Source organism: Streptomyces sp. NPDC041784 (genome assembly GCF_055591025.1).
The window spans coordinates 92,626-111,130 of record NZ_JBVJAB010000005.1 but is presented as its reverse complement, the minus strand read 5'-3'; the positions used below and the strand labels follow the sequence as shown (position 1 = coordinate 111,130).

At 71.1% G+C, this 18,505-nt stretch carries 17 protein-coding genes and 1 riboswitch; of the genes, 14 read left to right on the top strand and 3 right to left on the bottom strand.

The features are described from left to right. The first annotated feature begins 185 nt into the window (after positions 1-185). The gene (mfd, locus tag ACZ6D7_RS12745) at positions 186-3,737 is read left to right on the top strand and encodes a transcription-repair coupling factor (protein WP_469488336.1); all 3,552 of its coding nucleotides are present in this window, start codon (positions 186-188) and stop codon (positions 3,735-3,737) included. Positions 3,738-3,839: 102 nt separating this feature from the next. Here mfd and ACZ6D7_RS12740 read toward each other — a convergent pair whose 3' ends face one another. Beyond that, entirely contained in the window at positions 3,840-4,448 is a 609-nt protein-coding gene (locus ACZ6D7_RS12740) for a TetR/AcrR family transcriptional regulator (RefSeq protein WP_469488333.1), read from the bottom strand. A 115-nt stretch (positions 4,449-4,563) separates the two neighbouring features. Here ACZ6D7_RS12740 and ACZ6D7_RS12735 point away from each other — a divergent pair, with 115 nt between their 5' ends. Next, positions 4,564-5,478: an SCO6745 family protein gene (locus ACZ6D7_RS12735; protein ID WP_469488330.1), complete on the top strand. Its 915-nt coding sequence runs from the start codon at positions 4,564-4,566 to the stop codon at positions 5,476-5,478. Positions 5,479-5,686: 208 nt separating this feature from the next. Here ACZ6D7_RS12735 and ACZ6D7_RS12730 read toward each other — a convergent pair whose 3' ends face one another. Next, positions 5,687-5,875: an antitoxin gene (locus ACZ6D7_RS12730; RefSeq protein WP_469488322.1), complete on the bottom strand. Its 189-nt coding sequence runs from the start codon at positions 5,873-5,875 to the stop codon at positions 5,687-5,689. Positions 5,876-6,066: 191 nt separating this feature from the next. On the opposite strand from ACZ6D7_RS12730, the gene ACZ6D7_RS12725 reads away from it, so the two are divergent. Both ACZ6D7_RS12725 and ACZ6D7_RS12720 read left to right on the top strand, forming a co-directional pair. Continuing rightward, positions 6,067-6,807 carry an HNH endonuclease family protein gene (locus ACZ6D7_RS12725; RefSeq protein ID WP_469488316.1) on the top strand — a complete coding sequence of 247 codons (741 nt, stop codon included), beginning with the start codon at positions 6,067-6,069 and terminating at the stop codon, positions 6,805-6,807. 76 nt (positions 6,808-6,883) lie between these two features. After that, positions 6,884-7,312: a DUF6086 family protein gene (locus tag ACZ6D7_RS12720; RefSeq protein WP_469488312.1), complete on the top strand. Its 429-nt coding sequence runs from the start codon at positions 6,884-6,886 to the stop codon at positions 7,310-7,312. A gap of 45 nt (positions 7,313-7,357) precedes the next feature. Here ACZ6D7_RS12720 and ACZ6D7_RS12715 read toward each other — a convergent pair whose 3' ends face one another. Beyond that, a complete protein-coding gene (locus ACZ6D7_RS12715) occupies positions 7,358-7,741 on the bottom strand; it encodes a hypothetical protein (protein WP_469488309.1) in 384 nt (127 codons plus the stop codon). A 202-nt stretch (positions 7,742-7,943) separates the two neighbouring features. On the opposite strand from ACZ6D7_RS12715, the gene ACZ6D7_RS12710 reads away from it, so the two are divergent. From ACZ6D7_RS12710 to ACZ6D7_RS12665, 10 genes are all read left to right on the top strand, one after another. Further along, positions 7,944-8,774 carry a glycoside hydrolase domain-containing protein gene (locus ACZ6D7_RS12710; RefSeq protein ID WP_469488306.1) on the top strand — a complete coding sequence of 277 codons (831 nt, stop codon included), beginning with the start codon at positions 7,944-7,946 and terminating at the stop codon, positions 8,772-8,774. A 199-nt stretch (positions 8,775-8,973) separates the two neighbouring features. Continuing rightward, positions 8,974-9,621, top strand: a complete 648-nt coding sequence (locus ACZ6D7_RS12705; RefSeq protein WP_469488303.1) for a SurA N-terminal domain-containing protein — start codon at positions 8,974-8,976, stop codon at positions 9,619-9,621. Positions 9,622-9,766: 145 nt separating this feature from the next. Further along, positions 9,767-10,750 carry a nucleoside triphosphate pyrophosphohydrolase gene (locus ACZ6D7_RS12700; RefSeq protein ID WP_469488300.1) on the top strand — a complete coding sequence of 328 codons (984 nt, stop codon included), beginning with the start codon at positions 9,767-9,769 and terminating at the stop codon, positions 10,748-10,750. Positions 10,751-10,989: 239 nt separating this feature from the next. After that, the gene (locus ACZ6D7_RS12695; protein WP_469488297.1) at positions 10,990-12,282 is read left to right on the top strand and encodes a cytochrome P450 family protein; all 1,293 of its coding nucleotides are present in this window, start codon (positions 10,990-10,992) and stop codon (positions 12,280-12,282) included. Positions 12,283-12,484: 202 nt separating this feature from the next. Continuing rightward, a complete protein-coding gene (locus tag ACZ6D7_RS12690) occupies positions 12,485-13,492 on the top strand; it encodes a transglycosylase family protein (RefSeq protein WP_469488294.1) in 1,008 nt (335 codons plus the stop codon). A gap of 205 nt (positions 13,493-13,697) precedes the next feature. Further along, a riboswitch (cyclic di-AMP (ydaO/yuaA leader) is annotated at positions 13,698-13,866 on the top strand. Between the two features lie 3 nt (positions 13,867-13,869). Next, positions 13,870-14,583, top strand: coding sequence for a transglycosylase family protein (locus tag ACZ6D7_RS12685; RefSeq protein WP_469488290.1), 714 nt, complete (start codon positions 13,870-13,872; stop codon positions 14,581-14,583). Positions 14,584-14,923: 340 nt separating this feature from the next. Then, the gene (gene eno, locus ACZ6D7_RS12680; protein ID WP_469488285.1) at positions 14,924-16,210 is read left to right on the top strand and encodes a phosphopyruvate hydratase; all 1,287 of its coding nucleotides are present in this window, start codon (positions 14,924-14,926) and stop codon (positions 16,208-16,210) included. A 110-nt stretch (positions 16,211-16,320) separates the two neighbouring features. Continuing rightward, positions 16,321-16,797 carry an FtsB family cell division protein gene (locus tag ACZ6D7_RS12675; RefSeq protein WP_469488280.1) on the top strand — a complete coding sequence of 159 codons (477 nt, stop codon included), beginning with the start codon at positions 16,321-16,323 and terminating at the stop codon, positions 16,795-16,797. Between the two features lie 26 nt (positions 16,798-16,823). Beyond that, entirely contained in the window at positions 16,824-17,363 is a 540-nt protein-coding gene (locus ACZ6D7_RS12670; RefSeq protein WP_469488277.1) for a DUF501 domain-containing protein, read from the top strand. Further along, positions 17,360-18,301, top strand: a complete 942-nt coding sequence (locus ACZ6D7_RS12665) for a Ppx/GppA phosphatase family protein (RefSeq protein WP_469488274.1) — start codon at positions 17,360-17,362, stop codon at positions 18,299-18,301. The genes ACZ6D7_RS12670 and ACZ6D7_RS12665 overlap by 4 nt, the downstream gene beginning before the upstream one ends. Positions 18,302-18,505: the final 204 nt, after the last annotated feature.

Genomic DNA, 18,505 nt, shown 5'->3' with positions numbered 1-18,505 from the left:
CTTCGGCCACCTCACCCGCCCCGGCGTTGTCCACAGCCCCCGGCGAACCGGACCGCCCCGTCGTACGCTGGACACCCCCCGGCCCGTGACACGCGTCGGGCCCTTCGCGTTGCCCACCCCGGCCCCCGGTACGCCCGCCCCCTGGCGGACGGACGTACCCCGGGCCCTCGGACGGAAAGCCCTTCATGAGCCTGCACGGTCTGCTCGACGCCGTCGTCAAGGACACCGCCCTCGCGGAAGCGATCCCCGCGGCCGCGGACGGCAACCGCATGCACGTCGACCTCGTCGGCCCCCCGGCGGCCCGCCCCTTCGCGATCGCCGCCCTGGCGCGGGAGACCGGCCGCACGGTCCTCGCGGTGACGGCGACCGGCCGTGAGGCGGAGGACCTGGCCGCCGCCCTGCGCTCCCTCCTCCCGGCGGACGGCGTCGTCGAGTACCCGTCCTGGGAGACGCTCCCGCACGAGCGCCTGAGCCCCCGCAGCGACACCGTCGGCCGCCGCCTCGCCGTGCTCCGCCGGCTCGCCCACCCCCGCCCCGACGACCCCGAGACGGGCCCGGTCTCGGTCGTCGTGGTGCCGGTACGGTCCGTGCTCCAGCCACAGGTCAAGGGCCTGGGCGACCTGGAGCCGGTCGCGCTGCGCACCGGCGACCGGGCCGACCTGAACGCGACGGTCGAGGCGCTCGCGGCGGCGGCGTACGCGCGCGTGGAGCTGGTGGAGAAGCGCGGCGAGTTCGCCGTCCGCGGCGGCATCCTGGACGTGTTCCCGCCCACCGAGGAACACCCCCTGCGCGTCGAGTTCTGGGGCGACGACGTCGAGGAGATCCGCTACTTCAAGGTCGCCGACCAGCGCTCCCTGGAGGTCGCCGACCACGGCCTGTGGGCGCCGCCCTGCCGTGAACTTCTGTTGACGGAAGACGTCCGCACGCGTGCGCGTGCCCTCGCCGAGCTCCACCCCGAGCTGGGCGAGCTGCTCGGCAGGATCGCCGAGGGGATCGCCGTCGAGGGCATGGAGTCCCTCGCGCCCGTCCTGGTCGACGACATGGAGCTGCTGATCGACGTCCTCCCGAAGGGTGCGATGGCCGTCGTCTGCGACCCGGAGCGGGTACGCACGCGTGCCGCCGACCTCGTGGCGACCTCCCAGGAGTTCCTCCAGGCGTCCTGGGCGGCCACCGCGGGCGGCGGCGAGGCACCCATCGACGTCGGCGCGGCCTCGCTGTGGTCCATCGCGGACGTCCGCGACCGCGCGCGCGAGCTGGACATGATGTGGTGGTCGGTGTCGCCGTTCGCGGCCGACCTGGAGCTGGAGGCGGACACCCTCCAGCTCGGCATGCACGCCCCCGAGGCCTACCGCGGCGACAGCGCGAAGGCCCTCGCCGACACCAAGGGTTGGCTCGCCGACGGCTGGCGGGTCGTGTTCGTCACCGAGGCCCACGGCCCGGCCGCCCGCACGGTCGAGGTGCTCGGCGGCGAGGGCATCGCCGCCCGCCTGACCTCGTCCGACGCGCGGACGGGCGAGCTCGCGGAGATCTCCCCCTCGATCGTGCACGTGGCGTGCGGCTCGATCGACCACGGCTTCGTCGACCCGGCGCTGCGCCTCGCCGTCCTCACCGAGACCGACCTGTCGGGCCAGAAGGCGGCCGGCAAGGACGGCGCCCGTATGCCCGCGCGCCGCCGCAAGACCATCGACCCGCTCACCCTGGAGACGGGCGACTACATCGTCCACGAACAGCACGGCGTGGGCCGCTACATCGAGATGGTGCAGCGCACCGTCCAGGGCGCCACCCGCGAGTACCTGGTCGTCGAGTACGCCCCCGCCAAGCGCGGCCAGCCCGGCGACCGCCTCTACATCCCCACCGACCAGCTGGAGCAGATCACCAAGTACGTCGGCGGCGAGGCGCCCACGCTGCACCGGCTGGGCGGCGCCGACTGGACGAAGACGAAGGCCCGCGCGAAGAAGGCCGTCAAGGAGATCGCCGCCGACCTCATCAAGCTCTACAGCGCCCGCATGGCCGCCCCCGGTCACGCGTTCGGCACGGACACGCCCTGGCAGCGCGAGCTGGAGGACGCGTTCCCGTACGCGGAGACCCCGGACCAGCTGACCACGATCGCCGAGGTCAAGGACGACATGGAGAAGACGGTCCCGATGGACCGCCTGATCTGCGGCGACGTCGGCTACGGCAAGACGGAGATCGCCGTCCGCGCCGCCTTCAAGGCCGTCCAGGACGGCAAGCAGGTGGCTGTCCTGGTCCCCACGACCCTGCTCGTGCAGCAGCACTTCGGCACGTTCAGCGAGCGGTACGCGCAGTTCCCGGTGAACGTGCGGGCGCTGTCCCGCTTCCAGACCGACACGGAGGCGAAGGGCACCCTGGAGGGCCTGCGCGAGGGTGGCGTGGACGTCGTCATCGGCACCCACCGCCTGTTCTCCTCGGAGACGAAGTTCAAGGACCTCGGCCTGGTCATCGTCGACGAGGAGCAGCGCTTCGGCGTCGAGCACAAGGAGCAGCTGAAGAAGCTCCGCGCGAACGTCGACGTGCTCACGATGTCCGCGACCCCCATCCCGCGCACCCTGGAGATGGCGGTGACGGGCATCCGCGAGATGTCCACGATCACCACGCCCCCGGAGGAGCGCCACCCGGTGCTCACCTTCGTCGGGCCGTACGAGGAGAAGCAGATCGGCGCCGCCATCCGGCGCGAACTGCTGCGCGAGGGCCAGGTCTTCTACATCCACAACCGGGTCGAGTCCATCGACCGCGCGGCCGCCCGGCTGCGCGACATCGTGCCCGAGGCGCGGATCGCCACCGCCCACGGCCAGATGTCGGAGCAGGCGCTGGAGCAGGTCGTCGTCGACTTCTGGGAGAAGAAGTTCGACGTGCTCGTCTCGACGACGATCGTCGAGTCCGGCATCGACATCTCCAACGCCAACACGCTGATCGTGGAGCGCGGCGACACCTTCGGTCTGTCCCAGCTGCACCAGCTGCGCGGCCGCGTGGGCCGTGGCCGGGAACGGGGCTACGCGTACTTCCTCTACCCGCCGGAGAAGCCGCTGACGGAGACCGCCCACGAGCGCCTCGCGACCATCGCCCAGCACACCGAGATGGGCGCGGGCATGTACGTGGCGATGAAGGACCTGGAGATCCGCGGCGCGGGCAACCTCCTCGGCGGCGAACAGTCCGGCCATATCGCGGGCGTCGGCTTCGACCTGTACATCCGGATGGTCGGCGAGGCCGTCGCGGACTACCGGCGCCAGCTGGAGACCGGCGAGATCGAGGAGGAGCCGCCGCTCGAGGTCAAGATCGAGCTGCCCGTCGACGCGCACGTCCCGCACGACTACGCCCCCGGCGAGCGGCTGCGACTCCAGGCGTACCGGGCGATCGCCTCCGCCAACTCGGAGAAGGACATCAAGGCCGTACGCGAGGAACTCGTCGACCGCTACGGCAAGCTGCCCGAGCCGGTGGAGAACCTGCTCCTCGTGGCGGGCCTGCGCATGCTGGCACGCGCGTGCGGCGTCGGTGAGATCGTCCTTCAGGGCACCAACATCCGCTTCGCACCGGTGGAGTTGCGCGAGTCGCAGGAGCTGCGCCTCAAGCGGCTCTACCCCGGGACCGTCATCAAGCCGGCGGTCCACCAGGTCCTCGTACCCCGCCCGAAGACCGCGAAGGTCGGCGGCAAGCCGCTGGTCGGGCGCGAACTGCTGGGCTGGGTGGGGGAGTTCCTGGCGTCGGTGCTGGGGTCGTAGGAACGGGACCACGGACCGGCCCCGCCGGGGACGAATTCGGGGGCGGGGGCGGGCCGGTGGCGGTGGTTGAGGCGGAGGCGGAGGTGGCTGTTCCGGTCGGGGTCAGAGCGGCCGGAACAGCAGGCCTGTCATCGTCTCGAACACGTCCTCGGGGTCGCGCTCGCCCACCACGTCGTCCAGGTTGTGGCTGAGCAGGAGCGTCGCGAAGCCGTGGGCCACGGACCAGGCGGCGATGCCGGCGAGGCGGGTGTTGATGGCGTCGTCGGCGGTGGTGGCGCCGCTCTCGCTCTCGCTCTCGGTATCGGTATCTGTGGCGTCGTGGCGGGCCTGTGAGACGACGGTGCGCAGGGCGTCGGTGGCCAGGGCGCGGGCCGTGGTCAGCTCGAGGTCGTCGGCCCGCAGCAGCCCGGGGGTGAACATCACCTGGAAGTGGGCGGGGTGCTCGCGGGCGAAGCGGACATAGCGCACGCCCGCTTCCTTGAGGCTGGCCGCCTCCTTCGTGGCAGCCGCGAGCAGGCCGAAACCCTCCGCCGCGATGGCCGTGAGCAGACCGGTGCGGTCCCGGAAGTGGTGCGCCGGTGCCGCGTGCGAGACGCCGGCGCGGCGGGCAAGGTCGCGCAGGCTCAGCGCGGAGGGGCCGTCGGTGGCGATGACGTCCAGCGCGGCGGTGAGGATGGCGCGGCGCAGATCGCCGTGGTGGTACGGGCTCATGGCAGCAGCCTACGTCGAATCTAGGCATTGACAAGTTTGCGGGCGTCGGGCATCTTGTCAGTGTCAAGTTGTGCTGTGCGCCGAACGGCGCGAGGACGCGACCGGGGGAGACGTCATGTCGGAGAACGAGGTCAGCAGGACCGAACAACAGCAGGTCCGGCCCGCGCGGGTCGAGCCCACACAGGCCCGACGCCTCTGGCACCTGCTGGAACCGCTGCACGCGGTGCTGTACTACGCGCCGGAGGTCTTCGAGGAGGCCGGCGCGCTCGGCCTCGATGCCGAGGACCGCTGGTCGGGCTACTTCCCGTTCCGGGCCGCGCCGTTGGGTCCGGTGGGCGCCAAGGCGGTGACCTCCGCCTTCTACAGCTTCGCGCCCGCCATGGTCGCCCGGTACGTCGACGCGGGCCGCGGGACCACCACCCCGCAAGCCGCCCTGGAGGCGAGACTGCGGGGCATGGACCGGGCCTGTCGCACCCTGTTCGGGGACCGCGTCGACAGTCCCGAGCTGGCGGAGGCGGCCGCCCTCGCCCGGCGGGCCGCCGAGGCGGCGGAGACCGCCGGCCGCCCGCTCGCCGCGGCCAATGCCGCGCTGGAGTGGCCGAGCGCTCCCCACCTCCAACTCTGGCAGGCGGCGACGATCCTGCGTGAGCACCGCGGCGACGGCCATCTCGCCGCCCTGCTCACCGCCGGCCTCGACCCGACCGAGGCGCTGGTGTCCTTCGCCGCGATAGGCGCCGCCTCCGTCGAGCGCTTCGAGAGCCGCGGCTGGACCCCCGGGGAATGGGCGGCGGCACGTGACCGCCTGGTCGCCAGAGGACTGGTCGAGGCGGACGGTACGGCGACGGAGGCCGGCCGTGACCTGCGCCGCCGCGTCGAACAGGACACCGACCGCCTCGCCCTCGGCCCCTGGCAGGCACTCGGCGCGCAGGACACCGAGCGCCTCGCCGCGCTGCTCGGCGACTACTGGGTCGCGGTGCTCGGCTCCGGCCTGCTGCCGTCGGAGTCGACGCTGGGCATCGGAAAGGTCTGAGACGCGTGAGGGGCGACGGTGGAGGGCGGCGGCGGGGGCGGCGGTGGACATGGGGAAGCCGCCCGCGGGAGGTGGGCTGCGCGGACGGCTTCTCTTCGAGGTGGCACGTGGCGGTACGAGGGGCCCGCTGTCCCGGGCCCGGCGTTCCTCCGTGAGTCTCCGACGGCTGTGACTGCGGCTGTGACTGCGGCTACGGCTTTGACGGCGACTACGGCCGGTCGGGCCGGTCGGGCCGTTCGCGGTCCATGTCGAGCGCACCCTCTGCCTTCTGCTGCGCGTCGTCGACCTGGGACTCGTACGTGCCGCCCGTCTTCTCGTTGACCTTCTGTTCCGCGGTGTCGGACATGTTCTTGGCCTTGCCCTGCCCGTGGTGGCGGAACTTGTCGAAGATGCCCATCCAGAGCTCCTTCCGGAGGTGACTCACCACCGACGATATTCCCGAGATGCGAGAGATGCCCACTTGAGATGGTGGTGGTCTGGACCTCCCGGCCGCCCTCGCACGCCCCCTCGCTACGGTGTGGACCAGCGTCCGCCAGGGAAACCGCCCTGTGCGGGGCGGCGGCGGGGCAGGCAAGGGGAGGGGCCCACGTGAGGCGTCTGAGGGGTGGGACGGCGACGGCCGTCGCACTGATGTGCGCCATGGCCTCGGTGGCCGTGGCCGGCTGCACCGACCTGACCACCGGATCTGATTCCGGCTCCGGGGGAGCCGGGTCGACGGCCGGCGGGGGAGCGGCCCTCGCGGCCGCCGAGTCGCTGACGGTGAAGGGGCGTGCCCCGAAGACCGGCTACGACCGGGGGAAGTTCGGCAGCCCCTGGGCGGACACGGACTCCAACGGCTGTGGCACCCGGGACGACATACTCAAACGCGACCTGGAGGAGGTGAGGTTCACCGGCGGCGACTGCAAGGTGTCCTACGGCGTGCTGGAGTCGGACCCGTACTCCGGCAAGGACGTGACCTACCGGCGCGGTGCGAGCAAGGTCGACATCGACCATGTCGTCGCGCTGTCCGACGCCTGGCAGAAGGGCGCGAAGTACTGGGACGCCGGGAAGCGGATAGCGCTCGCCAACGACCCGCTCAACCTCCTGGCGGTCGACGCGAGCACCAACCGTTCCAAGGGTGACGGTGACACGGCGACCTGGCTGCCGCCGAACAAGTCCTACCGCTGCCCGTACGTCGCGGCACAGGTCGCCGTGAAGAAGAAGTACGGCCTGTGGGTCAGCGCGGCGGAGAAGTCCGCGATGGAGAAGGTCCTCTCGACCTGCCCCGACCAGAAGCTCCCCACCGGCGGCAACCCGACGAATGCACCGGACCGCTTCCACGCGGACTGAGTGAAACGAACGGTTGACCGAATGGGTTCACCGATGAGGCACCCCTTGTGAGACAGAGACCCTCTGTGAGGCACCCATGAGCTACATCTTCACCGTCAGAGAGGCCGACGAGGACGTCTGGGAACCGGCGCTCGCCGTGGGTCAGTTGTTCATGGGCGGGGTCGAGGCCCTCAGCAGGCGGATCCTCAAGGTGCCGAGCGGGCTCGACGACATCTCGGGCGACTGGGTCATGGTCGACCCCGAGGCCTACGCGGCGTTCGTCGACGCGGCGCTGAAGAGACGGGGCCGTACGACCCACTCCGAGTTCATCACCATGCTGGACGGCCTGATGCCCGTGATGATCATGCTTGCGGACAAGGCCGGCGCGGTCGTCACGCCGACGACCCACGCCGAGCGCGTCTATCTGGAGTGGGCCAGGGAGGAGGACCGCGTGCTGCACGGGCACGTGTGGGAGAACCATGACGGCTCCGTCACGGTATGGAAGACCGGCGTGATCCATCCATGAGGCGGACGGGCGGCCCAGGGCCAGGTCCAGGTCCAGGGCCAGGTCCTAGCGTCCGTACGGATACCCCTGCTGGTACGGGGGCTGCCCGTACGCCACCGCCGGCATCGGGTTGACCTTCTTGTCGAACACGGCGAACAGGATCAGCCAGGTCGCCACCAGCAGGGTCACGATGACCGCGATGCCCATGAACGCGTCGCCGTCATCCTCGGCGGTGGTCACGGCCCACGGCAGGGTCACGCACTCGTACAGGGCGAACGCGGCGAAGGCGCCCCAGTCCGAGGGGAGACCGCGGCGGATCCCCACGTAGAGGAAGGGCACCCAGACCAGCAGGCCCAGCGAGCACCACGCCAGGGCCGTCCAGGCCACCCGTTGTATCCAGCCGCCCGGCAGCCGTCTCTCCGCGCCCGTCGTCATGGCTGTCGTCGTCATCCTCATCGCCCCCCAAGTCGGCAGGGGGCCAGGGTAGGCCACGAACGTGCCGCGGCAGGCCGCCCCTCCTTTACCGTGACATGAGCGAATCTTGTGGCGATGGGGAACCCGTGTTTCCCGATCGCGGGGACGGCACCGGTTACGGTGCGAACGCTTCGTACGTACATGACATGCGAACGCGTGAACGAACATTGGGGTGGGAATGGCCGAGCACCGGCAGTCCAGGAAGCGCAGATACATCACGTGGGGCGTGGCGGGCGCCGCCGTGCTCGCGGGCGCCGGCATCGCGGCGCAGACGTCGATGGCCGCGACCACCTGGCCCGCGCAGAAGACGTACACCGGCCGGGCGTTCGACACGTGCACCGCGCCCTCGCTGTCCGCGATGAAGGCATGGAAGACCGACGGCTTCTACGGTGCCGCGGCCGTCTACATCGGCGGCAAGAACCGCGGCTGTGCCCAGCCCAACCTCACCGCGTCCTGGGTGAAGTCGGTCAACACCGCCGGCTGGAAGCTCATCCCGCTCTACGTCGGCGCCCAGCCGCCCTGCCAGACCAGCGCCAACCCCGAGAAGCTCACCGCCGCCACGGCCGCCTCCCTCGGCGCCACGGACGCGGCGGACGCGGTCGCCAAGGCCTCGGCGCTCGGAATGAAGGCAGGCAGCCCGATCTACCTCGACATGGAGCCGTACGACATCACGAACAAGTCGTGCAACGACGCCGTGCTGACGTACGTGCGTTCGTTCACCAAGACGCTGCGCGCCAAGACGTACCGCGCCGGGTACTACGGCTTCAGCAGTTCCAGCGCCAAGGCGATCGCCACCGCGACGGACAAGACGGACCTGCCGGGCAATCTCTGGTACGCGCTGTGGGACAAGCAGAACACCACGACCGCCGACTGGCCGTGGGGCGCGACCCAGTTCACCAACCACAGCCGGGGTCACCAGTACATGGTCAACAGCAAGGAGACGCGGGGCGGTTACACCATCACCGTGGACCGCGACGCGTGGGACGCCCCGGTCGCCCTGATCGGCTGACCCGGACCGCGCGGGTGCGGGGCTGACCCGGGTACGCGGCTGACCCCTCGTACCGACGAGCGGGCGGCCCGCGGGCGCGGCGGTGCCCGAAGTCCTGGTGAATCGTTGGTCGAATGGGTTGGCCCCAGGCGCCCCACTGCCTACCATCGATCACCGCAAGACTTTGTGCACCGTCGCACAATCTCCTCGGGAGGTTTCCTTGCCCCGCCGTCGCCGTCGCACCGCGCTTCTGCTGTCCGCCGCGATCGCGGCCGCCCCCCTCCTCACCGCCTGCGGGAACGACGCGCATCCCGGCGCGGCGGCCGTCGTGGGCGACCAGCGGATCACCGTCTCCCAGCTGGAGAACCGGGTGAACGAGGTCCGCGCGGCCCAGCGCGCGGCGGTCCCCGACGACACCCAGTACGCACAGGTCGTCGCCCAGACCGGCAGTCTCACCCGCGACACCCTGCACGGCATGGTCCTCGACCGGGTGCTGCACCGGGCCGCCGAGGACGCGGGGATCACCGTCAGCCGCAACGAGGTCCAGCAGATGAGGGCCGGCCTGGAGCAGCAGGCGGGCGGCGCGAAGGGCCTGGAGACGACATGGCTCCAGCAGTACGGCATCCCGCCCCAGCGCCTCGACGACAACCTGGGCCTCCAGCTGGAGGCCCAGAAGCTCGCCACGAAGCTCGGCACGGACACCAGCCAGCAGGTCTTCTGGGACACCCTCTCCAAGGCGTCCAAGGAACTCGGCGTCGACCTCAACCCGCGCTACGGCAGCTGGGACCCGAAGAAGGTCAGCCGGGTGGACGCCCAGACGCCGTGGGTACGGGAGATCACGTCCGCGGGAACCCAGCAGCCGACCTGACGACATCACCGGCGGGTCTGCCTGACGACGTGACCAGCCGGTCTGCCTGACGATATGACCGACCGGCCCGTCTGACGATATGACCGGCCGATCGGTCTGTGGACAACGGGCGAGGCGGCCGGCGGGCGTGGGTTACGTTCGAGGTGTGAACGATGTGACCGCACCCACCGGCTCCTCGACGGGCCGCGTCGTCCTGCTCACCACCAGCCACCGCGTCGCCCCCGGCCTGCTCTCCTGGCCCGCCTGGCAGGCCCTGCGCACGGCGGACCGCGTGCTGTGCGCGGACGGCGCGCATCCGCAGCTGCCGTATCTGAGGGAGGCGGGCATAGCGGTCGAGGAGACCTCCCCGACTGCCGAGGCCCTGGTCGCGGCCTGCGCGGACGGCCGCACGGTCGTGGTCGTCGCGACGGGCGAGGGCGAACCGGCCCTCACCGACGGCCTGGCCCGCCTGGCCGGCTCCGGCCGGGTGTCGATGCCCGAACTGGAACTCCTGCCCGCCTCCTACGACCTCCCCGGCGCCCGCCTCCTCGACCTCGTCCAGGTCATGGACCGTATCCGCGCCGAGTGCCCCTGGTCCTCCCAGCAGACCCACAAGGGCCTGGCGAAGTACGCGGTCGAGGAGTCGTACGAACTGGTCGAGGCGATCGAGGACGGCGACCACGACGAACTCCGCGAGGAACTGGGCGATGTCCTGCTCCAGGTCGTCTTCCACGCCCGCATCGCCGAGGAGGACGAGGAGTCGCCCTTCTCCGTCGACGACGTGGCGGCCACGATCGTCACCAAGCTCATCCACCGCCACCCCCATGTCTTCGGCGACGCCACGGCCACGACCCCGGAGGAGGTCAAGGAGCACTGGCTCCGCACCAAGGCGGTCGAGAAGCGCCGTGCGTCGGTGACGGACGGCGTCCCCCTCCACCAGCCGGCCCTGGCCCTGGCCTCCAAACTGGCCTCGCGAGTCCGCTCGGCCGACCTGGACGTCCCCCTCCCGGCCGTCGAGGGCATCGGCTACGACCTCCTGGCCCTGGCCGCCCGCGCCGAGTCGGAGGGCGTCGACCCCGAGGCGGCCCTGCGCGCGGCGGCCCGGGCCTACCGGGACGCGATCCGGACCACCGAAGGGGTGGTGGGTTAATACGGCGGGCCTCTGAGCGGGCGTCGAGGCGCGGAGGCCTGTACGAACGGGAGTTGGCGGCCGAGGTGACTGAACCGCGGCTCGGCTCGCGAGGGCGGCCGAATGCCGTTCCCCGGCCGCCGCCACCCGGCGCACCGCCCTCCCCCCAGCCCTCCCCCCAGCCCCCCAGCCCTCACCCTCCCAGTCCTCCCCACCGCCCTCCGCAAGGCCCTCGCCAGGAACCCCGCTACCGTCGAGGAGTGACCAGCAAGCCCACCCCCGCCACCCCCGCCCCGGAACTCTTCACCTGGGAGTTCGCCACCGACCCCTACCCGGCCTACGCCTGGCTGCGCGAGCACGCCCCCGTGCACCGGACGCGGCTGCCGAGCGGGGTGGAGGCCTGGCTGGTCACCCGGTACACGGACGCCAAGCAGGCCCTCGCGGACCAGCGGCTCTCCAAGAACCCGGCGCATCACGACGAGCCCGCGCACGCCAAGGGGAAGACCGGCATCCCCGGGGAGCGCAAGGCGGAGCTGATGACGCATCTGCTGAACATCGACCCGCCGGACCACACCCGGCTGCGGCGGCTGGTCAGCAAGGCGTTCACACCCCGCCGGGTCGCCGAGTTCGCGCCCCGGGTGCAGGAGCTGACCGACCAGCTCATCGACCGGTTCGCCCGGGAGGGCGGCGCCGACCTCATCCACGACTTCGCCTTCCCGCTCCCCATCTACGCCATCTGCGACCTGCTCGGTGTCCCCCGCGAGGACCAGGACGACTTCCGGGACTGGGCGGGCATGATGATCCGGCACGGGGGCGGGCCCCGGGGCGGGGTCGCACGGTCCGTGAAGAAGATGCGCGGCTATCTCGCCGAGCTGATCCACCGCAAGCGCGAGGCCCTGCCCGCCGAGCCGGGCACCGGCGAGGACCTCATCTCCGGTCTCATCCGCGCCTCCGACCACGGCGAGCACCTCACCGAGAACGAGGCCGCGGCGATGGCCTTCATCCTGCTGTTCGCCGGCTTCGAGACCACCGTCAACCTCATCGGCAACGGCACCTACGCCCTCCTCACCCACCCCGAGCAGCGCCGCCGCCTCCAGGACTCCCTGGCCACACCCGACCGCACCCTTCTGGAGACCGGCGTCGAGGAACTCCTGCGCTACGACGGCCCCGTCGAACTGGCCACCTGGCGCTTCGCCACCGAGCCCCTCACCCTCGGCGGCGAGGACATCGCCGCCGGCGACCCCGTCCTCGTCGTCCTCGCCGCCGCCGATCGCGATCCGGCCCGGTTCACCGACCCCGACACACTCGATCTCTCCCGCCGCGACAACCAGCACCTCGGCTACGGCCACGGCATCCACTACTGCCTCGGCGCCCCGCTGGCCCGGCTGGAGGGCCAGACCGCCCTGGCCACCCTCCTCACCCGGCTTCCGGACCTCCGACTCGCTGTGGATCCGTCCGACTTGAGGTGGCGCGGCGGGCTCATCATGCGCGGACTGCGCACCCTGCCGGTCGAGTTCACGCCGGTGCGTGACGGAGCGATGTCCGCTCGGTGACTGACCGCACGTCAACCGGAGTGTGACGGTCCGGCGAAGCGAAGGTGACCGACTCTCACGTCTGTGATCTTCACGTGATCTGCGCGGCATTAACTTGTGACAAGTGATCGTCTGCCGATACGTTCACTCGTCAGCGCGGCCCATGCGATTGCATCCGCACCGCCGCCGCGCCGGTCAGTGCTGTCCAGAGAAAGGCCCCCGCATGCTCTCCGGGAACGGTCGTCACCGTCGCCCCCGTCAGGCTCCGGCCCTCCTCGTGGCCGCGGGCGTGACCGGCTCCGCCATCGCCATCCCGCTGCTCGGCGCCTCCGGAGCGAGCGCGGCCGACGGCACGGTGTGGGACAAGGTGGCGCAGTGCGAGACCGGCGGCTCCTGGAGCGCCGACAAGGGCGACGGCGAGTACGGCGGCCTGAGCCTCACCCAGGACGACTGGGAGACGTACGGCGGACTCGACTACGCCGACAGCCCCGACCTGGCCAGCCGTAACCAGCAGATCGCCGTCGCGCAGGAGCTCCTCGCGGCCGAGGGGGTCGGCGCGTGGGGCACCTGCGGGCTGACGTCCGGGCTGACCGAGGAGTCGGGCGCGCTCGACGTGGACACCGGCGTGGCTGACGACTCATCCGGTTCCTCCGGTTTGTCCGACCTGTCCAAGGGGTCGTCCAACTCCTCGAACTCCGACAAGTCCGGTAAGTCCGACAGCTCCGGTACGTCCGGTGACACCGGTGACACCGGTGACTCCGATGCGGACTCGTCCGCTGATTCCTCGAAGGATTCGCCGAGTTCGTCCCCTTCGTCCTCTTCCTCCTCCGCTGCCGAGGGCGACTCGGCGGCCTCCGACGGCTCCGCGAAGCCGGGGGACGCACAGGCGGACGACAGCTCGCCCACGGCAACCCCCGAAGCGGACGAGTCGGACAAGTCGGTGCAGGACGTCGGTTCTTGGGACCTCGTCGACACCGGCTCCCTCGGCTCCGGCCGCCACCGCGGCACCACCGCCGACGAGGCCCTGATCGACAACACCACGACCGCGTCCTCCGGCCGGCATGCCGCCTCCGTCTACACGGTCCTGGAGGGCGACTCCCTCGTCTCCATCGCCGACTCCCTTGGCCTCGACGGCGGATGGCGCGCCCTCTACGCCGAGAACCGGGACCTCATCGGTGCCGACCCGAGCGACATCACCCCCGGTCAGACGCTGGACACAGGGGTTCAATAGGGCGGGAACGCCCAGAAAAACACCGGGAGTTCACGTCACACTTCGCGCCGAATGTCCGGTTTGGTGAAAGTGTGGGATGAGTCTCAGAAGCCCTGATCGTCTTTGGAATTCCGCCGATCGCGTGTCTACGGTCGGGACCGCTCGGCAATCCGAGCCCCGGCCGTCGCAACGCCGAATCCTGCCAGTGGCAGTCCGGGAACAGTCGTCGCGTCAAGCGCCGTAGGCAGGAGCGGGGGACCCAAGGTAAGTGCCGGGCGCAGCGGTTGACGCTGGATCCGGCTTGGGGTGAAGCCGTGCGCCGCAAGGTGCGCGGCCGGGCAACTCAACCGGCCCGAACCCGACAGCTCACCTCGCAGGCGTCGGTGAGGGGATCCACCATGCTGTTTTCCGGTAAGGGCAAGCACCGCCGTCCGTCCAGGACCACCCGCGTCGCCGCTCTGGCGGGCGTCACCGGTGTCGCCATCGCCGCCCCGCTGATGGCGGCCGGCAACGCCTCCGCCGCCACCGCCTCCGAGTGGGACGCGGTCGCCCAGTGCGAGTCCGGCGGCAACTGGTCCATCAACACCGGCAACGGCTACTACGGCGGCCTTCAGTTCTCCGCCTCCACCTGGGCCGCGTACGGCGGCACCGCCTACGCCTCCCGCGCCGACCTGGCCTCCAAGGCGCAGCAGATCACCGTCGCCGAGAAGGTCCTCGCGGGCCAGGGCAAGGGTGCCTGGCCGGTCTGCGGCGTAAGCCTGTCGAGCACGCCGTACAGCGGTGGCAGCGCCTCGACCGGCTCCGGCAGCCCCTCCTCGTCCTCCTCGGACAGCGCCGCCTCCCGCTCCACCGAGCAGCAGACCGCCTCCCGCTCCGCCGAGCGCCCGGCCGCCACCAAGAGCGAGCAGAGCACCAAGACCGTCACCACCCCGACCGGCAAGAAGGTCAAGAAGGGCGACGGCGAGTACAAGGTCGTCAAGGGTGACACCCTCAGCACCATCGCCGAGAAGCGCAAGGTCAAGGGCGGCTGGCAGAAGCTGTTCGAGCTGAACAAGGACGTCGTCCAGGACGCCGACCTGATCTACCCGGGCCAGCAGCTGCACCTGAAGTGACCCCCCGGCCGGGTCGTCGTCCCCCAGTGACACCCGGCCCCCAGCGGGACCACAGCTTCCCCACAAGCGGGTCCCGCACACTGAAGACCTCGTGAGGGTCACCCCCGTCCCCACGGGCCCCCGCTCCGGTGCGTGTTCCCCCGTACGCACCGGGGCGGGGTTTTTTCTGCCCCGTAACTTCGCCTCCGCGCCACCCGCCCTTTGTTCCGGACGGAAACAATAGGTACGGTCTCTCTGTCCACGGGGCGGTCGGTCGGCTGCCGAGGCCCCGAAGACGGTTAGGCTCTAGTCGCAAGGCCCACGCGGCCCCGCACAACCAGCGTCACATCCCAAGAAGGAGATGCTCGTGCCGTCCATCGACGTCGTCGTAGCCCGGGAAATCCTCGACTCGCGAGGCAACCCCACCGTCGAGGTCGAGGTCGGCCTCGACGACGGCAGCACGGGTCGTGCCGCCGTTCCCTCCGGTGCCTCGACGGGCGCCTTCGAGGCCATCGAGCTCCGCGACGGTGACCCGAACCGCTACCAGGGCAAGGGTGTCGAGAAGGCCGTCCTCGCCGTCATCGAGCAGATCGGCCCGGAGCTGGTCGGCTACGACGCCACCGAGCAGCGCCTGATCGACCAGGCCATGTTCGACCTGGACGCCACCGACAACAAGGGCTCGCTCGGCGCCAACGCCATCCTCGGCGTCTCCCTCGCCGTCGCCCACGCCGCCTCCGAGGCCAGCGACCTCCCGCTCTTCCGCTACCTGGGCGGCCCCAACGCGCACCTGCTGCCGGTGCCGATGATGAACATCCTGAACGGCGGCTCGCACGCCGACTCCAACGTGGACATCCAGGAGTTCATGATCGCCCCGATCGGCGCGGAGTCCTTCTCCGAGGCCCTGCGCTGGGGCACCGAGGTCTACCACACCCTCAAGAAGGTCCTGAAGTCGAAGGGCCTGTCCACCGGCCTCGGCGACGAGGGCGGCTTCGCCCCGAACCTCGGCTCCAACCGTGAGGCCCTCGACCTCATCCTCGAGGCCATCAAGGAAGCCGGTTACGCGCCGGGCGAGCAGATCGCCCTCGCGCTCGACGTCGCCGCGTCCGAGTTCTACAAGGACGGCAAGTACCAGTTCGAGGGCAAGGACCGCTCGGCCGCCGAGATGACGGAGTACTACGAGGAGCTCGTCGCGGCCTACCCGCTCGTCTCCATCGAGGACCCGCTGTTCGAGGACGACTGGGCCGGCTGGAAGGTCCTCACGGACAAGCTCGGCGACAAGGTGCAGATCGTCGGCGACGACCTGTTCGTCACCAACCCGGAGCGCCTGGCCCGCGGCATCGAGGACGGCGCCGCCAACGCCCTGCTCGTCAAGGTCAACCAGATCGGCTCGCTGACCGAGACCCTGGACGCCGTCGAGCTGGCCCAGCGCAACGGCTTCAAGTGCATGATGTCCCACCGCTCCGGCGAGACCGAGGACGTCACCATCGCCGACCTGGCCGTCGCCACCAACTGCGGCCAGATCAAGACCGGCGCCCCGGCCCGCTCCGAGCGCGTCGCCAAGTACAACCAGCTGCTGCGCATCGAGGAGATCCTCGACGACGCCGCGGTGTACGCCGGCCGCAGCGCCTTCCCCCGCTTCAAGGGCTGACCGGCTGACCCGAACCGGGTCAAGGCTTAGCCAGTCGTACGTACGTCCCCGTACCCGGTCCCGTACCGTGTGCGGGGACGTACGCACGTGAATGGGGAGGCGGAGAGCCGATGGCCGTCAAGGACCGGGACCGTTTCTCCACCACGACCAGGATCCGGCTGCTCGGCGAGCAGACCGCGGCCCGGGTCTACCGCTCCCAGACCAAGCGCCAGGCCCGCCGCTCCCGCCTCACCGGCCGCGCGGCCCTGCTGGCGCTGGTGCTGTGCACCCTGATCGTGGCCCTGGCCTACCCGATGCGGCAGTACGTCTCCCAGCGCGCCGAGATCGCCGATCTGGAGCGGGAGAAGCGGCAGGCCAGCGAGCGGGTGGAACAGCTGCGCGACCTCAAGGCACGCTGGCAGGACGACGCGTACGCCGAGCAGCAGATCCGGCAGCGGCTGCACTATGTGATGCCGGGGGAGACCGGTTACATCGTGATCGACCCGGACGCGGCCAAGCAGTCCCGCGCCGACCTCGGGGCGGCCGACCGCCCCTGGTACTCGAACGTCTGGGACGGGGTCGACAAGTCCGACGCCTCCGACCAGTGAACCGACAGAGAGATTTTCGTACAGGCATGGAAACTGCCCCGCCGACCACTCCGCGCACCGAGCCCACCGACGCCGACGTCGAGGCCTTCAAGCAGCAGCTCGGCCGGCCGCCGCGCGGACTGCGCGCGATCGCGCACCGGTGCCCGTGCGGACAGCCGGACGTCGTCGAGACGGCCCCCCGCCTCCCCGACGGCACGCCCTTCCCGACGCTGTACTACCTGACGTGCCCGAAGGCCAACTCGGCGATCGGCACGCTCGAGGCGAACGGCGTGATGAAGGAGATGACCGACCGGCTGGGCACCGACCCGGAGCTGGCTGCCGCCTACCGCGCCGCGCACGAGGACTACATCCGGCGCCGGGACGAGATCGAGGAGCTGAAGGGCTTCCCGAGCGCGGGCGGCATGCCGGACCGGGTGAAGTGCCTGCACGTCCTGGTCGCCCACTCGCTGGCCGCGGGGCCGGGTGTGAACCCGCTCGGCGACGAGGCCCTCGCGATGCTCCCCGAGTGGTGGCGCAAGGGCGCCTGCGTCACGCTCGGCCAGGACGCGAAGGACGACACCCCGTGACCCGGGTCGCCGCCATCGACTGCGGTACGAACTCCATCCGGCTCCTCGTCGCCGACTGCGATCCGCAGACCGGCGAACTGGTCGACCTGGACCGCCGGATGACGATCGTCCGGCTCGGCCAGGGTGTCGACCGCACCGGCCGGCTGGCCCCCGAGGCCCTGGAGCGGACCTTCGCCGCCTGCCGGGAGTACGCGGCCGTCATCAAGGAGCACGGCGCGCAGCGGCTGCGCTTCGTCGCCACCTCCGCCTCCCGGGACGCCGAGAACCGGGACGAGTTCGCGCGCGGGGTGCTGGACATCCTGGGCGTCGAGCCCGAGGTCATCAGCGGCGACCAGGAGGCCGAGTTCTCCTTCACCGGCGCCACCCGGGAACTGACCGGCCGCCAGGACCTGGGCCGGCCCTACCTGGTGGTGGACATCGGCGGCGGCTCCACGGAGTTCGTCGTCGGCGACGACCACGTACGCGCCGCCCGTTCCGTGGACATCGGCTGTGTCCGGATGACCGAGCGTCACCTGGCGCACGAGGGCGTCGTGACCGACCCGCCGACGCCGGAGCAGGTCGCGGCGATACGGGCCGACATCGAGGCGGCCCTGGACCTCGCCGAGAAGACGGTCCCGCTGCGCGAGGCGCACACCCTGGTCGGCCTGGCCGGCTCGGTCACCACCGTCTCGGCGATCGCGCAGGACCTCCCCGCGTACGACTCGGCGGCCATCCACCACTCGCGCGTCTCCTACGACCGGGTCCGCGAGATCACCGACTGGCTGCTGCGCTCCACGCACGCCGAGCGCGCGGCGGTCGGCTCGATGCACCCGGGGCGCGTCGACGTGATCGCGGCGGGCGCGCTCGTCCTTCTCTCGATCATGGAACGGATCGGCGCCCGGGAGGTCGTCGTGAGCGAGCACGACATCCTCGACGGCATCGCCTGGTCGGTCGCGTAGGGGCCCGCGCAGAGGCCCGCGGGTCCTTGCCTGCACTCTGCTGAGCAGGCAGGAAGCGCGTTTGAGCACGGTGGAGGGGGGGGGGGGGGGGGCCCCCCCCCCCCCCCCCCAAAACCCCCCCGAGAGTCCCCCCAAAGAAACCGATTCCGTCTGGGGGAGAAGGGGGGGAGGGTGGGCCCTTCCTGGCACCCCCCCCCCCCTGCA

What these genes read in the sequence shown, in the direction of transcription:
- ACZ6D7_RS12735 (WP_469488330.1), top strand. Translation starts at nt 4,564, where the DNA reads ATGTCGGAGAACGAGGTCAGCAGGACCGAACAACAGCAGGTCCGGCCC.
- ACZ6D7_RS12670 (WP_469488277.1), top strand. Translation starts at nt 16,824, where the DNA reads ATGGAAACTGCCCCGCCGACCACTCCGCGCACCGAGCCCACCGACGCC.
- ACZ6D7_RS12730 (WP_469488322.1), bottom strand. Translation starts at nt 5,875, where the DNA reads ATGGGCATCTTCGACAAGTTCCGCCACCACGGGCAGGGCAAGGCCAAG.
- mfd (WP_469488336.1), top strand. Translation starts at nt 186, where the DNA reads ATGAGCCTGCACGGTCTGCTCGACGCCGTCGTCAAGGACACCGCCCTC.
- ACZ6D7_RS12740 (WP_469488333.1), bottom strand. Translation starts at nt 4,448, where the DNA reads ATGAGCCCGTACCACCACGGCGATCTGCGCCGCGCCATCCTCACCGCC.
- ACZ6D7_RS12690 (WP_469488294.1), top strand. Translation starts at nt 12,485, where the DNA reads ATGCTCTCCGGGAACGGTCGTCACCGTCGCCCCCGTCAGGCTCCGGCC.
- eno (WP_469488285.1), top strand. Translation starts at nt 14,924, where the DNA reads ATGCTCGTGCCGTCCATCGACGTCGTCGTAGCCCGGGAAATCCTCGAC.
- ACZ6D7_RS12685 (WP_469488290.1), top strand. Translation starts at nt 13,870, where the DNA reads ATGCTGTTTTCCGGTAAGGGCAAGCACCGCCGTCCGTCCAGGACCACC.
- ACZ6D7_RS12710 (WP_469488306.1), top strand. Translation starts at nt 7,944, where the DNA reads ATGGCCGAGCACCGGCAGTCCAGGAAGCGCAGATACATCACGTGGGGC.
- ACZ6D7_RS12720 (WP_469488312.1), top strand. Translation starts at nt 6,884, where the DNA reads ATGAGCTACATCTTCACCGTCAGAGAGGCCGACGAGGACGTCTGGGAA.
- ACZ6D7_RS12715 (WP_469488309.1), bottom strand. Translation starts at nt 7,741, where the DNA reads ATGACGACGACAGCCATGACGACGGGCGCGGAGAGACGGCTGCCGGGC.
- ACZ6D7_RS12675 (WP_469488280.1), top strand. Translation starts at nt 16,321, where the DNA reads ATGGCCGTCAAGGACCGGGACCGTTTCTCCACCACGACCAGGATCCGG.